Annotated in this window: 11 protein-coding genes; 8 read left to right on the top strand and 3 right to left on the bottom strand. The window is 44.0% G+C overall.

Annotation, left to right across the window (positions count from 1 at the left end):
* Positions 1-217 precede the first annotated feature (217 nt).
* From D0466_RS05170 to D0466_RS05145, 6 genes are all read left to right on the top strand, one after another.
* Entirely contained in the window at positions 218-1,180 is a 963-nt protein-coding gene (locus D0466_RS05170) for a S8 family peptidase (RefSeq protein ID WP_117321467.1), read from the top strand.
* The gene (locus D0466_RS05165) at positions 1,180-1,983 is read left to right on the top strand and encodes an endonuclease I family protein (RefSeq protein WP_117321466.1); all 804 of its coding nucleotides are present in this window, start codon (positions 1,180-1,182) and stop codon (positions 1,981-1,983) included. Before D0466_RS05170 ends, D0466_RS05165 begins: the two co-directional genes overlap by 1 nt.
* Before the next feature lie 242 nt (positions 1,984-2,225).
* On the top strand, positions 2,226-3,476 hold the full coding sequence (locus D0466_RS05160; protein WP_117321465.1) for a flavin-dependent oxidoreductase: 1,251 nt from the start codon (positions 2,226-2,228) through the stop codon (positions 3,474-3,476).
* Between the two features lie 14 nt (positions 3,477-3,490).
* Positions 3,491-3,787, top strand: a complete 297-nt coding sequence (locus tag D0466_RS05155) for a Dabb family protein (RefSeq protein ID WP_117321464.1) — start codon at positions 3,491-3,493, stop codon at positions 3,785-3,787.
* 155 nt (positions 3,788-3,942) lie between these two features.
* Positions 3,943-5,319: an MFS transporter gene (locus D0466_RS05150; RefSeq protein ID WP_117321463.1), complete on the top strand. Its 1,377-nt coding sequence runs from the start codon at positions 3,943-3,945 to the stop codon at positions 5,317-5,319.
* A gap of 158 nt (positions 5,320-5,477) precedes the next feature.
* Complete coding sequence (locus D0466_RS05145) at positions 5,478-6,308, top strand: aldo/keto reductase (protein WP_117321462.1); 831 nt, start codon at positions 5,478-5,480, stop codon at positions 6,306-6,308.
* Between the two features lie 88 nt (positions 6,309-6,396).
* On the opposite strand, the gene D0466_RS05140 is transcribed toward D0466_RS05145, so the two are convergent.
* Complete coding sequence (locus D0466_RS05140; protein WP_117321461.1) at positions 6,397-6,576, bottom strand: H-type small acid-soluble spore protein; 180 nt, start codon at positions 6,574-6,576, stop codon at positions 6,397-6,399.
* A gap of 306 nt (positions 6,577-6,882) precedes the next feature.
* Positions 6,883-7,659 carry a TatD family hydrolase gene (locus tag D0466_RS05135; protein ID WP_117321460.1) on the bottom strand — a complete coding sequence of 259 codons (777 nt, stop codon included), beginning with the start codon at positions 7,657-7,659 and terminating at the stop codon, positions 6,883-6,885.
* A gap of 349 nt (positions 7,660-8,008) precedes the next feature.
* On the opposite strand from D0466_RS05135, the gene D0466_RS05130 reads away from it, so the two are divergent.
* On the top strand, positions 8,009-8,932 hold the full coding sequence (locus tag D0466_RS05130; protein ID WP_233522544.1) for an alpha/beta hydrolase: 924 nt from the start codon (positions 8,009-8,011) through the stop codon (positions 8,930-8,932).
* 162 nt (positions 8,933-9,094) lie between these two features.
* Here D0466_RS05130 and D0466_RS05125 read toward each other — a convergent pair whose 3' ends face one another.
* The gene (locus D0466_RS05125) at positions 9,095-9,997 is read right to left on the bottom strand and encodes a LysR family transcriptional regulator (RefSeq protein WP_117321458.1); all 903 of its coding nucleotides are present in this window, start codon (positions 9,995-9,997) and stop codon (positions 9,095-9,097) included.
* A gap of 139 nt (positions 9,998-10,136) precedes the next feature.
* Between D0466_RS05125 and gltB the strand changes: the two genes are divergently transcribed.
* Positions 10,137-14,693 carry a glutamate synthase large subunit gene (gene gltB, locus D0466_RS05120; RefSeq protein ID WP_117321457.1) on the top strand — a complete coding sequence of 1,519 codons (4,557 nt, stop codon included), beginning with the start codon at positions 10,137-10,139 and terminating at the stop codon, positions 14,691-14,693.
* The last annotated feature ends 7 nt before the right edge of the window (positions 14,694-14,700 follow it).

The following is a 14,700-nucleotide window of genomic DNA, read 5'->3' as shown; positions in this document are numbered from 1 at the left end:
ACCTTTCATCATTTTCCTGCCATATGACAAAAGCTATCAAAAGAAGATGGTTTTCTTCAAAACCAGGTAAAAAACAGCAAATTGTTGCCTTATATAGCAGGTATCCTGGCGCTGCGATAAAATGCTCCAAATGTAGCTGTTAAAAAGAAATCTGAATTGTTACACTATTTGTAACACCATGATTGGCCTAAATAGAACCTGTCAGGAGGGAGTACTAATGGAGCATAAAATGCGGTTAATCCCCTTTCAGGTCTTGGAAGAGACCGAGGAGGTAACTGAAATTCCGCAAGGGGTGGAGCTCATCCAGGCACCAAAGATTTGGGAGAGGTCGAAAGGGCAAGGAATGACGGTCGCCATTTTGGATACAGGATGTGATACAACACATCCTGACCTGAAAGAACGGATTGCCGGCGGAAGGAATTTTACCGGCGATGACGGGGGGAACCCGGATATTTATAAAGATTACAATGGACATGGGACTCATGTGGCCGGGACGATTGCTGCTGTAGAAAATGATACAGGAGTCGTAGGTGTGGCTCCTGAAGCGGATTTATTAATCGTAAAGGTACTCGATAAAAATGGTTCTGGCCAATATGAATGGATCATTGATGGCATCCTTTATGCCGTGGAACAAAAAGCGGATATTATCTCGATGAGCCTGGGCGGGCCAGTTGATGTGCCTGAACTGCACGATGCCATCAAAAAAGCGATCGCGAATAATATCCTTGTTGTCTGTGCTGCAGGAAATGAAGGGGACGGGCAGGATTCGACAGATGAATTGGGTTACCCGGGCTGCTATAACGAAGTGATCAGTGTTGGTGCTATTAACCTTGAACGGCGCTCATCCGAATTCACAAATTCCAATAATGAAATAGATTTAGTGGCGCCGGGAGAAGACATTCTTTCAACCTATATAAATGGAAAATACGCGACCTTAAGAGGGACTTCAATGGCAACCCCGCATGTTTCTGGAGCACTCGCGCTCATCAAAGACATTTCCAACAAAGGCTTTGAGAGAAGCCTGACTGTCCCGGAATTGTATGCACAATTGATCAAGAGGACCGTTCCGCTTGGAAATTCTCCACAGCTTGAAGGGAACGGACTATTATACTTAACGGTGACTGACCACCTGGCGGATTTGTTTACGAAGGAAGTAAGCGCCAAGGTATTGAGCCTGTAATGGAAAGTCTGGAGCGGTTATCAGAAGAATTTCTGGCAGCAAAGGCCAAGTTGAACGAATACCGGGAAAACCGTCCCTATTATGAAGAATACACGGATATGGAAAACCGGAACGAATATTATCAGGATATTTCCTTTACAGATCACAGGTTGTCAGACAACATTCATTCTTTGTTGGTGAAAACCCATTCCAATGAATTGAAATACACACCGCACCAATATTTATATCCATGGGTTGATTTGCATGAGGATGGCGCATTGAAAAGCCTATATTCAGGTAAAGGCATGGAACCCCTTGAAGCCATCCAGCATGATATTAGGCTGCATGAAAGACAGGCAAAAGGGTTGATTAATGCCTTTTCAGGAGAAAACTTATTAAACTGTGAGCATGTCGTTCCCCAATCCTGGTTCGGCAGAAAGGACCCGATGAGAGGGGACTTGCATCACCTCTTCGCCTGTGAACCAGGCTGTAATAGCCGGCGCAGCAATTTTCCATACTACGATTTTCTAGATTATGAGCCTGCTCATGCAATCAAGGATGGATGCGGAAAGGCAGAGGAGGGCAAGTTCGAGCCTGAATACGGAAAAGGTATCGTTGCACGGGCTACGCTCTATTTTTTGATGCGATATACAAATACTATCCATCATGAAATGGTGAATGTTTCCCTGTTGCTGGAATGGCATAAGAGTTTTCCGGTTTCTGTTTACGAAAAGCATCGCAATCTTGCCATCCATGAATTGCAGGGAAACCGTAATCCTTTTATTGATTTTCCTGAGCTCGCTCGGAATATGATTTTAAGCTGATGTAATAGCTGAAGGTAAACAATTATTTATTATTTAGCAAGATAATATGAATGGCAGCGTTCCGTTGCCGTTTTTTTGTTTTATTGCCATACGGCCGTGCAACGAGCGATTAATACAAATAAATTATCTATATATGTAAATCTTTCACGATAATTGTTGTTGATAAAAATAAATTTTATGTAATAATTAAGAAAAATGAAAAATCATCGAAATTTGTTGTAACTGGTATGGAGGAGAGTCAGATGTCTACAGTAAAAACGGCAATTATCGTCGGCGGGGGGATCGGAGGGCTTGTTACTGCTCTTAGACTTCACCGCGTTGGCGTGTCAGTGCGTGTATTTGAAAGTGTGGAAGAAATCAAGGCGCTGGGGGTTGGCATAAACCTTCTTCCACATGCAGTACGTGTATTAACGGAATTGGGATTAACTGAAGAACTGAAGCGGACAGGTTTGCCAACTGCTGAATTGATTTATTTCAGCAAATTCGGCCAACAAATCTGGCAGGAACCAAGGGGATTGAACGCCGGCTATAAATGGCCCCAATACTCGATTCACCGGGGGCGTTTGCAAATGCTGCTGCTTAAGGCTGTAAAAGAACAATTGGGGGAAGAAGCTGTTATAACAGGCCACCATCTGTCTTCCTTCCAACTTTTTGACGACAGTGTAGAAGCTCATTTTAAGAATCGAAAAACGGGGGAGAGCCTTGGTTCCTATCGTGCAGATATTTTGATAGCAGCCGATGGCATTCACTCTGTTGTCCGTAAATACTTCTATCCAAATGAAGGGCTTCCTAAATTCAGCGGCCGTATTTTATGGCGGGGTGTCACGGAAGCTGAACCTTTTTTAACAGGCAGGTCGATGATAATGTCAGGATATCAGGACCAGAAGTTTGTCGCTTATCCGATCTGTCCCGATACAGCATCAGCCGGCCGTTCACTTGTTAACTGGATTGCAGAGCTGTCAGTGGATGGGGATGCACCTGCGCGGAGTGATTGGAATCGAAAAGTCAATAAAGAAGTTTTTGCACCGCAGTTTTCCAAATGGAATTTTGGGTGGCTCGATGTTCCTAAGCTCATAGAGGAATCGGAAGACGTTTACGAGTTTCCAATGGTTGACCGCGATCCATTGCCACAATGGACGTTTGGGAGAGTGACCCTGCTTGGGGATGCGGCTCATCCGATGTATCCAATCGGATCAAATGGGGCCTCACAGGCGATACTGGACGCTGATGCCTTAGGCAAGGCCGTTGTTGAACAGCCGAATGCAGAGCTTGCATTAAGTGCTTATGAACAAGAGCGCATCGAACCCACTTCTTCCATTGTAAGGAGTAACCGGCAAAATGGTCCTGAACAGGTCATGCAGATTGTTGAGGAACTAGCCCCAATGGGATTTGAAAATTTATCGGATATCATTTCACATCAAGAGCTGGAAACCATCTCTAATAAATATAAACAAATAGCCGGCTTTGATCGCCAAACGCTTAACAACAGATAGGAGAACATGGAGATATGGTGGAGCATATTGTACTTATCAAGTTTTTAGAAGAACCAAGTGAAACACAAATTCAAGAACTGATTCAAAAAACATTGGCTCTGAAAGTAGTGATTCCCGGCATTATGGACATCAGGCAGGGCAGTAATTTTTCAAGCAGGAATAAAGGATACCAGGTAGGGTTGACGGTTCGTTTTGAGGACAGAGCCTCGTTGGAAAATTATGGCCCGCATCCAGCACACCAAGAGATTGTAAAATTTTTAAAAGAAATAGGATTAGAAGATACATTAGTGGTGGATTTTGAGTGCAATTAGTCTTTTTTTACATTTTCGCTTTAGTGCTTTGAAGCGTTTAAGTGAAAGTGATTGAACTGGCGGCCAGTCGTAATTGATTTCGATTAGCCGCAAATGCAGGTTTTCATATCGTTCATTACATTTACTTTTTTACTATTTTAAAAGAGGGTGCTGACATGAATATAGTCAACGCGGGCGAAACCATTGATCGCAGCCGTTTTAGTTTTTTTCATCTCTCGTTAATGTTTTGGTGCTTTTTGATCATTCTTGTTGATGGTTATGATGTCGTGATATACGGTTCCGTCGTTCCATCGTTAATTGAGGAATGGTCAATGTCCCCTGTAACAGCCGGAGCAATCGGTAGCTATACCGTTATTGGCACCGCATTGGGTGCGGTATTGTTTGGATTGTTGGCAGACAGGATCGGCAGAAAGAAGGTCATTCTGTTTTGTACGGTTCTCTTTAGCGTTTTCACTCCATTATCAGGGCTTGCCGATGGCCCGGTTACATTTACGGTATTTCGTATTATCGCCGGCCTAGGACTGGGTGGTGTTATGCCAAACGTTATAGCACTAACGACTGAATATGCGCCAAAACGCATAAGGAATGTAATGGTGTCCTTTGTATTTTGCGGATATTCGGTAGGCGCAATCGCTGCAGCCCTTGTTAGCAGGTCCATTTTGCCTTCAATGGGATGGAAGCCGATCTTTTGGATTGCCGCACTGCCTTTATTGCTGTTGCCTTTCATCTTGAAGGCCATTCCCGAATCTGTGAGCTTTCTTTTGGATAAAGGTAAGGATCAGGAAATCAAAAAGATACTAACTAAAATGGATCCATCCTTACAAATCGGGGAAAATACCAGGTTTGCACGTCGACAATCCATTGAACCAGGCTCACCGCTTGTTAAATTATTTGAGAAAAAACGTGCCCTGAGCACCATCATGTTTTGGATTTCTTGTTTCAGTTGTTTTCTGCTGATTTACGCGATGAATACATGGCTTCCGAAATTAATGCTTCAGGCCGGATACAGTCTTGGCTCCAGTTTGATTTTCGTGGCCATGATGAACGTCGGTGCAATCGTAGGAACAATCGCTTTTAGCCGGTTAACTGACAAATGGGGGTTTAAAAAAGTTATGATTCCCTTATACATTTGCGGTGCGATTGCTCTGTCGGCAATCGGTCTGACAAACAATACATTAGTTGCTTATCTTTTGATCGGAGTAATTGGTGCGGCCTCTGTCGGTGTTCAAAATATTAGCAACGCTTTTGTCTCTCAGTATTATCCTCCTTCCATGCAATCTACAGGAATCGGAGCGACAATGGCTTTTGGAAGAGTCGGCGGGATTGTAGCGCCTACTTTTGTCGGAATTTTGCTGACCATGAATTTGCCGGCTGAGATGAATTTCACGGTAATTGCCATTTTTGCGGTGCTTGGAGCCATATCGATATTTTTTGTACAGGAACGGTACTCCTACTATCATAATGAAAATAAAGAAGTAATAGGCGGGGAAAGCGATATCCAAGATGAACCGATAACAGGCTTAAAAGCATAGAAAAAACCAGGAAAGCGCGGAAATCTTCCGCGTTTTTTTATTTATCAAACGTTGACTTTTTACAAAGAAAAGGGTTCATAAGAACGGATTTTTCTTTTAAAAAGATTTGTGAGAAAATAAGATGATAAAAAGGGTGTCACCTGCAGGAGGTTAATGAAATGGTAAGCAGCATTCTGGACTGCACAACATTACATAACGGTGTAAAAATGCCATGGTTTGGTATGGGAGTTTATAAAGTAGAGGAAGGAAAAACTGTCATTGATGCGGTGAAAGCAGCGGTAAATCATGGATATCGGAGTATTGATACAGCTTCATTTTATAAGAATGAGGAGGGTGTCGGACAGGCGATCAAGGAATCTGGAGTTCCGCGTGAAGAGCTCTTTCTTACGACAAAAGTATGGAACACAGACCAAGGATACGAGACGACCTTACAATCTTTTGATGCAAGTATAAATAAACTTGGCTTGGATTATTTAGATCTATATCTGATCCACTGGCCTGTAAAGGAAAAGTATAAAGAAACATGGAAAGCGCTTGAAACACTTTATAAAGAAGGGCGTGTCCGCGCCATTGGCGTAAGCAATTTCCACATTCATCATTTAGAGGATTTGTTGGCTGATTCACAGGTCAAACCAATGGTCAATCAGGTGGAATACCACCCCCGATTAACCCAGATGGAGCTGCATTCATACTGCAAGAAGAATAAAATTCAGCTTGAGGCGTGGTCTCCACTGATGCGTGGACAGCTTTTAGACAACAAAACATTAAAGGAAATCGGCGGAAAATATAATAAAACCGTTTCTCAAGTGATTTTGCGCTGGGATTTACAAAACGGAGTGGTGACGATCCCAAAATCAATTCACGAAAAGCGGATTGTTGAAAATGCAAGCATCTTTGACTTTGAATTAAGTTCTGAAGACATGTCGAGAATCGACGCCTTAAACGAAAACAGAAGGGCTGGAACAAATCCGGACAGCTATGACCTATAAATGTAACCTATAGAATCTTTGAAAAACAGTCTAAATAAGCATGGGCCAAACCATTGGCAAATAGGGCGGAGATCTCCTTCCGCTCTATTTATGCTTCATCTAAATCAGCAACCGTAACCACCCGCTTCACATCATGGGTTCCCCTGGCATGCACAGTTGCCAGGTTTGACAATTCATCCACCCCTTCGATCCACACCGGTATTCCATGATACTGGACTGAGATCTCTTCTTCAGAATTTACTATCTCAATGGCACGACTCATTTTCATATGTCGATCACCTCGAAAGTTATTATCTCCAATATATCGCGTTTTACTTAGCTATCTGCTAAAGCTGGAATTTTGCAACAAAACCTTGTATTTCATAAATTAAATAAATGTCGGAACAAAATGGAACCTCGCTTAAACATCAGATTTGTTTCGCCTGGATTGGCGAAGCCAATCGGCTAGATTCCTAATCCCAACTGCAGAATAAGGGACAAAATCCTGAAAGTGGATTCCTTAACCTGCATCCACATACAACTTGTTTGATATTGTTCTAAAGTAAGCTCTTTCGAAAGGGCAATAACCTGAGCTTTAATTTAAAGAAAAGAAGGCAAACGTATTTTGATATAGCAGCTGATATGTTTCATTTATGGCCAATTTCTTAATACTTGCAATTGTTTTTATAGATTTATGAATCATGCTGGAGTGGGTTTTCTTATATTGAAAAGGGCCTTCAAAGGGCCACGGCCCATCTGTCTCAACCATGATTTGGCCAATCGGGAAAGCCGACACGAGGTCCCTGGTTTTCTGTTTGTAAACCACATCGGGGGTGACAGAAATATAATGTCCGTTAGATGCAATTCTTTCTATCGTTTTTGTATCTCCTTTAAACCAATGAAATTGGGCATCGGATATCGAATGTTTTTCCAACAGGCTGCAGGCGATTGGTGCGTCTTCATAGATTGCATGCAGGACGATGGGTTTGTTCCATTGTTTGGCATGCAGGATAAACATTTCTAACATGTCAATGTATTTTTCATTGTTTAGAGGACTTCCCCCGGAGTCTTTCTTTTTGTAATAAGGGAGGCCGACTTCACCTACAGCAACCATGGAATCCTGATGGGCAGCCATCCAATTAAACAGGTCTTCAAGCTCGCGGTCAGAGGGCAAATCCTGTTCCGGATGAAAACCAAAGGCGGGTTGAACTCTCCGGTCGTTTAAACATAATCGAAGGTTATTCATGCATGAATTGAAGTCCTTGGACACCGTGATCACAAGTTGAAGGGTGTCGTCAGCACTAAAATATTCATTCACGGATTCTAAGCCATATCGGTCCAGGTGGATATGAGCGTCAATAATTTTTTTCATCTTTGCCTCCCTTTTTTTCATAGTTTGATATTTTGATTGTAATTGTTAACCCTATGGAATAAATTTCATCAAGAATTCGACTGACTTATAAAGAAAATAAAGATTATATCAAGAAATTTACATGACACATCAAGAAATACAAGGTGATATATTAAAGTCATGCAATTTTAAAAATGGATTGTCTGAATGGTATTTCCGGCCTGCAAAGAGGAATTTTGTGAAAATAACAGAATATATAAATTGAATGTCAGATATTAGCGTGCTGACGGCGAAGGGCATCCAGGAAGGATTAATAGCATGGCATCTAGTATAAGAGGGGGAGGAATAGTGGATGGCGATACATCCTAAAATGAAATTTTTTTTGGAGAATCTTTTGCCAGTTTACCCGGAAGGATATACGCCGACTTTGGAAGATATCCGTTCGCGGAACCAAAATGTGCCTAAAACGACAGTGGAGGCTGTCCATCAAGTAAAGGACCGGACGATCGCAGGGCCTGAAGGTGAAATCCCGGTTCGCATCTATACTCCGGAAGGAAGCGGGCCATTCCCGGTGATCGTGTTTTTCCATGGCGGCGGATTTGTTTATGGGGACCTTGAAAGCCATGACTCTGTTTGCCGGAGCATTGTGAAGGCATCCCAGCATATCCTTGTAGCCGTCGACTATCGATTGGCGCCGGAACATCCGTTTCCAGCTGCACCTAATGACTGTTATGCTGCGGCCAAATGGGTATATGACCATGCTGAAGAATTGAATGGCGACAAAGCAAGAATGTCTGTAGCAGGCGACAGCGCCGGAGGGAATTTGGCAACGGTTGTGTCGATGATGGCAAGAGACCAAGGAGGACCGTCAATAATCAAACAGGTTTTACTTTATCCTGTAACGGATCGCTATGAACCTGGCAAATATGCCTCTTATGGAGAAAATGGAAGCGGTTACTTTTTGACTACCGAAGCAATGGGCCTTTTCAGCAAGCTGTATGTTCAAAATGATGGACTTCCGAATCAACATTATTCAGCCCCGATCAATGCGCCGGATCTAAGCGGATTGCCTCCAGCGCTCGTTATCACAGCGGGCCTTGATCCGCTTCGTGATGAAGGGGAGCTATATGCAGAAAAATTGCGTGAAGCTGGCGTTGAAACGGTGGTCAGGAGGGAAGAAGACCAGATTCATGGATTCTTTAACCTTTTCGCGATCATGGATTCCAGGGATGATATAAAAGATGTATATGATTCGATCGGATCATTCTTGAATGGGGCGGCTGTCGTAAAATAACCGTAGAGTTAAAAAAATGATAGCAATAATCTGTGGCATTTAACATTCGTTAGATGCCGTTTTTTATGGAAACAGGAGGTGATCAAACCTGTTACTTCTATAATAATATAGCTGGAAATACCTGTTGGGGGAAAAGAGCTTCCCTTCCAAAAAAACCGCTTTCTATTGGTATTGCTCCAACAATGAGAAATGCTGTTTAACAAATTCATAAAAAATCTTCTCGGAAGGGGCAAGTTCCCTGTTTTTCGGTATAATAATGCCCACAGTCCGTCTGACTTGCGGGCTATCAATAGGTATTTTTACCGTGAATCGGGGAATGGAGTCGTAAAATGTGCTGTCAGGCAATAGGCTAACACCAATGCCCGCAGATACAAGCCCTTTGATGGCATCCATATCCTCGCCTTCGGAGGTGATGTTCGGCAAAAAGCCAGCTTGTTTGCATGCTTGCACCACGATTTTTTGCAGAATATATCCTTGTGGAAACAATACGAAATTATCATTCCGTAATTCGCCCAGGGACAAACTCTTTTTTTCGGCCAGGGGGTGGCTATTCGGCAAAAGGGCCGAAATGTTTTCTGTAAATAAAATATGTGCTTCAATACCGGGTTCATCTGTCGGGACGGGACCAAGAAAAGCCAAGTCGATATCTCCATTTTTTACAGCTTCCATTAATGAGGAATAAGACCCCTGGCGCAAATGGAAAGAAACGTTTGGCTTTTGTTCCTTAAAGGCTGAAATAATGGTTGGAAGCAAATAGCTTGCCAGGCTTGTCGGATAACCGACTTTAATTGCCCCATGGTCAGGATCCAGATATTCATCTACCTTCTCCTTTGCATAGTCAATGGCTTTTATGGCGGTTTTCGCATGCGATAAAAAAATCTTTCCGATATGTGTCAATTTAACGTTTCTTCCTGTCCTTTCAAATAAACTCACGCCCAGCTCCGCTTCAAGCTTGCCTATTTGCAGGCTGATTGCGGATTGTGCCACGTGCAGATGCTCGGCAGCCTCAGTCACATGCTGGCGCTCAGCGACCTCGATAAAATACCGTAATTGACGCAGCTCCATCATCCATCCTCCCATCAATTATATTGATTCGAGATTATAATAATCTATATTATATATTGTTTATATTAATCTGAAAACCTAGAATAATAATTAAGTGAATTTACCGGTGAAAATTGAAATAAACGGGAGGAGATAAAATATGACATACAATCAAATACCAAAAGCGCAAGGTCTCTACCGTCCTGAATTTGAACATGATGCATGTGGAATCGGATTATACGCGCATATAAAAGGAAATGCAACGCATGAAATCGTGAAAAAAGGACTGAAGATGCTTTGTCAACTAGATCACCGCGGCGGACAGGGAAGCGACCCGCATACAGGGGATGGCGCAGGACTAATGGTTCAAATCCCGGATCAATTTTTCCGTAAATACTGTCCGGAAATCAAATTGCCTGAAAAGGGCCGTTACGGTGTAGGGATGCTCTTTTTTACAGAAGATGCGGATGAGCAATCGCAAATCGAAGCCAGTATCAATCAGTATATTGAACAGGAAGGCCAGGTTCTTCTTGGATGGAGAAACGTGCCTGTTGATATCAGAAAAATTGGAAGAGTAGGAAAAGAAACTGCTCCTGTAATCCGACAGGTTTTTATCGGCGCAAATGCGGCAATCAAAGATGATTTAACATTTGAACGTAAGTTATATATTATCAGGAAGCAAGCGGAGAGATGGGCAATTGAACGCTCAATGCGTTTTTACTTTGCCAGCCTGTCAAGCAGGACAATTGTCTACAAAGGATTATTGACACCTGACCAGGTGAATGAGTTTTATCTTGACCTTCAGAGCGAGTCGTTTAAGTCGGCTTTTGCTTTAGTGCATTCCCGCTTCAGTACGAATACCTTCCCTAGCTGGGAAAGGGCACATCCGAACAGATACCTGATCCATAATGGCGAAATCAACACACTCAGGGGAAATATCAATTGGATGCAGGCGCGTGAAAAGCAATTTGTATCGGAAGCCTTTGGTGAAGACATTCAAAAAGTCGCACCAATATTGGACATGGATGGCAGCGATTCGTCCATTTTAGATAATGCCTTGGAATTCTTTGTGCTGGCCGGCCGAAAGCCTGCCCATGCAGCCATGATGTTAATCCCCGAGCCTTGGAGCGAGAATCCGCATATTTCAAAGGAAAAAAGGGCGTTTTACGAATACCACAGCACATTTATGGAGCCATGGGATGGGCCGACTGCCATCTCATTCACGGACGGCAGGCAAATCGGCGCCATTTTAGACAGGAATGGACTTCGTCCGGCAAGATATTATGTTACGAAAGATGATTATATTATTTTCTCCTCGGAAGTCGGCGTGATGGAGGTTGATCCGGATAATGTGTTATATAAAGACCGGTTGAGCCCGGGGAAAATGCTATTAATTGATTTAGAACAAGGGCGCATTATTTCGGATGAGGAAATTAAATCTGAGATGGCTGGAGCCTACCCGTATCAGCAGTGGCTTGAGGAACAGCTGGTTACCTTGCCTGACGGCAGCGGAAAAATTGAAGAAGAGGAAGTTCCTGATTTATTTGTCCGCCAAAAAGCATTCGGTTATACGTTCGAAGATGTGCATAAATATTTAATCCCGGTAGTCACTGAAGGCAAGGACCCGCTCGGATCGATGGGAAATGATACTCCGCTGGCAGTGCTGTCGGATCGTCCCCAGTCACTGTTCAATTATTTCAAGCAATCATTTGCCCAGGTAACCAATCCCCCTATTGATGCCATACGCGAACAAATCGTAACATCAACGGTGAGCTATTTAGGGGCGGAAGGCGATCTGCTTCACCCCAATGAAGCAAACTGCCGCCGGATTCAGCTTGAAACGCCAATTTTGACAAATGTCCAATTGGCACAATTAAAAGCTAATAAAGTGGATGGATTTACATGCAAGGTCATCAACACTTTATTTTCAGAAAACCTGGAGAGTGCTCTTGAACGAATTTCCCAAGAAGCTGAACAAGCGATTGAGGAAGGTGCCAGCCTTCTAATATTAACCGATCGCTATATAAATAAATGTGAAGCTGCAGTTCCTGTGTTATTGGCTGCCAGCGCGCTGCACCAGCGCCTGATACGCCTGGGGAACCGTACCAAAGCAAGTATCATAGTCGAGTCAGGCGAAGCAAGGGAAGTTCATCATTTTGCAGCTTTGATTGGGTATGGAGTGGATGCTATCAATCCGTATCTTGCTTATGCAACATATAAACAGGCTGTTTTGGATGGCCACTTGTCCGTAAGTTATGAAGAAGCGGTAAGCAAGTACGTGAAAGGCATTACGGAAGGCGTCGTAAAAGTAATGTCTAAAATGGGAATCTCAACGGTACAAAGCTATCGCGGCGCCCAAATTTTTGAGGCTGTGGGGATTAGTGCCAACGTTATAGAACAGTATTTCAGCGGTACAGCCTCACAGATTGGCGGAATCGAAATGGAAACGATCGAAGAGGAAGCATCGATTCGCCATCAAGCTGCATATACCGAATTTATCCATGATACGCTCGAAGCAGGCAGCGATTTTCAATGGAGAAAAACAGGTGAGCATCACGCGTTCAATCCAAAGACAATCCATACGCTTCAATGGGCGGCCCGTAAAGGGGATTATGATTTATATAAACAATATTCCGAAATGGCGAATGAAGAGAGAATCGGATTTTTACGCAACTTGTTCACCTTTGACAGCTCACGGACAGCTTTGCCGCTTAACGAAGTGGAATCCGTTGATTCCATTGTACGCCGATTTAAATCAGGTGCGATGTCATTTGGGTCACTGAGCCAGGAAGCGCACGAGACATTGGCGATTGCCATGAACCGGTTAGGCGCTAAAAGCAACAGCGGCGAAGGCGGGGAACATCCGGCCCGCTATACACGTGATGAAAATGGCGACAGCCGAAGGAGCGGCATTAAGCAAATTGCATCCGGGCGATTTGGTGTGAAGAGCCATTATCTTGTCAACGCTGATGAGCTCCAGATCAAGATGGCCCAGGGGGCTAAACCGGGTGAAGGCGGCCAGCTTCCAGGTAACAAAGTGTATCCTTGGGTAGCTGAAGTACGCGGATCAACACCAGGTGTTGGGCTCATTTCGCCTCCTCCGCATCATGATATCTATTCGATTGAAGATTTGGCCCAGTTGATCCACGATTTAAAAAATGCCAATCGTGATGCTCGCGTTAGTGTAAAGCTTGTTTCTAAAGCAGGTGTAGGGACCATAGCAGCAGGTGTTGCCAAAGGTGCTGCAGATGTAATTGTAATCAGCGGATATGATGGCGGAACTGGTGCGTCGCCTAAAACAAGCATTAAGCACACAGGTTTGCCATGGGAGCTTGGGCTTGCGGAAGCACATCAAACGTTGATGATCAATGGCTTGCGTGACCGAGTTGTGATTGAAACGGACGGCAAATTGATGACAGGCCGGGATGTTGTCATGGCCGCACTGCTGGGGGCAGAGGAATTTGGCTTTGCTACAGCGCCTCTCGTCGTCATGGGCTGCGTCATGATGCGCGCCTGCCACTTGGATACTTGCCCGGTCGGGGTTGCGACCCAAAATCCTGAGCTTCGTGAAAAATTCACCGGCACTGCCGATCATGTTGTCAACTACATGCGTTTCGTGGCGCAGGAAGTACGCGAGCTTATGGCAGAGTTAGGATTCAGGACCATTGAAGAAATGGTGGGCCGTACGGATGTCCTTGAGGTAAGCGAGCGTGCAAAAGCACACTGGAAGGCAAAGCATTTGGACTTGACTGCTCTATTATTCAAGCCTGAGGGAGCCCGTACTTTTAAAACACCACAAAATCATAAAATCAGCGAGTCCCTTGATATTCAGGAATTGCTGCCGTCTGTGCAGCCAGCTTTGCTGGACGGGAAGCCAGTTGATGTCTCATTCCCGATTACGAATGTCAACCGGGTGGTTGGAACGATAGTCGGAAGTGAAATATCCAAACGTTATGGGGAAGAAGGGCTGCCCGAAGATACAATCACCCTTCGCTTTACCGGATCAGCGGGACAAAGCTTTGGTGCGTTTGTCCCAAAGGGCATGACTCTCCGTTTGACAGGTGATGTAAATGACTATATTGGTAAAGGCTTATCAGGCGGGAAGCTAATTGTTTCAGCGCCCCAGGAATCCAAGCTTGTATCAGGGGAGAATGTTATTGCTGGCAATGTCGCTCTTTATGGCGCTACAAGCGGTGAAGCGTATATCAATGGACGTGCAGGTGAACGTTTTGCTGTCCGGAACAGCGGAGCCAATGTGGTAGTCGAAGGAATTGGCGACCATGGATGTGAATATATGACCGGCGGCCGGGTCGTGGTATTGGGTGATGCGGGCAAAAACTTCGGGGCCGGTATGTCTGGCGGAATAGCCTACGTATTTACCGATGACCAGGAACAATTTAAGCGGTTATCCAATCAAGAGATGATTGAATTTGAAGCGCTGGCTGATGTACAGGAAATTAACGAAGTCCATAAAATGATCGTTAAGCATTATCAGTATACAGATAGTGCAAAAGCTTCTTATGTGCTAGAGAACTGGAAGGATCTTATTAGCAAATTCGTTAAAATTATTCCGAAGGACTATAAACGGATGACAGAACGGATCAAGGAACAAAAGGATGCAGGATTAACAGATTCAGCAGCCATAATGAGCGCTTTTCAGGAAAATGCAAACCAGGAAAAGAAAACGGCTGTAAAACAGCTGGATGCAGTATTGTAAACAGGAA

It is taken from the genome of Peribacillus glennii (assembly GCF_003429105.1).
Classification (GTDB): domain Bacteria; phylum Bacillota; class Bacilli; order Bacillales; family DSM-1321; genus Peribacillus; species Peribacillus glennii.
The sequence above is the reverse complement of the archived record's forward strand: the minus strand, read 5'-3'. Positions and strand labels throughout refer to the sequence as shown.

What these genes read in the sequence shown, in the direction of transcription:
- D0466_RS05170 (WP_117321467.1), top strand. Translation starts at nt 218, where the DNA reads ATGGAGCATAAAATGCGGTTAATCCCCTTTCAGGTCTTGGAAGAGACC.
- D0466_RS05165 (WP_117321466.1), top strand. Translation starts at nt 1,180, where the DNA reads ATGGAAAGTCTGGAGCGGTTATCAGAAGAATTTCTGGCAGCAAAGGCC.
- D0466_RS05160 (WP_117321465.1), top strand. Translation starts at nt 2,226, where the DNA reads ATGTCTACAGTAAAAACGGCAATTATCGTCGGCGGGGGGATCGGAGGG.
- D0466_RS05155 (WP_117321464.1), top strand. Translation starts at nt 3,491, where the DNA reads ATGGTGGAGCATATTGTACTTATCAAGTTTTTAGAAGAACCAAGTGAA.
- D0466_RS05150 (WP_117321463.1), top strand. Translation starts at nt 3,943, where the DNA reads ATGAATATAGTCAACGCGGGCGAAACCATTGATCGCAGCCGTTTTAGT.
- D0466_RS05145 (WP_117321462.1), top strand. Translation starts at nt 5,478, where the DNA reads ATGGTAAGCAGCATTCTGGACTGCACAACATTACATAACGGTGTAAAA.
- D0466_RS05140 (WP_117321461.1), bottom strand. Translation starts at nt 6,576, where the DNA reads ATGAAAATGAGTCGTGCCATTGAGATAGTAAATTCTGAAGAAGAGATC.
- D0466_RS05135 (WP_117321460.1), bottom strand. Translation starts at nt 7,659, where the DNA reads ATGAAAAAAATTATTGACGCTCATATCCACCTGGACCGATATGGCTTA.
- D0466_RS05130 (WP_233522544.1), top strand. Translation starts at nt 8,009, where the DNA reads ATGAAATTTTTTTTGGAGAATCTTTTGCCAGTTTACCCGGAAGGATAT.
- D0466_RS05125 (WP_117321458.1), bottom strand. Translation starts at nt 9,997, where the DNA reads ATGGAGCTGCGTCAATTACGGTATTTTATCGAGGTCGCTGAGCGCCAG.
- gltB (WP_117321457.1), top strand. Translation starts at nt 10,137, where the DNA reads ATGACATACAATCAAATACCAAAAGCGCAAGGTCTCTACCGTCCTGAA.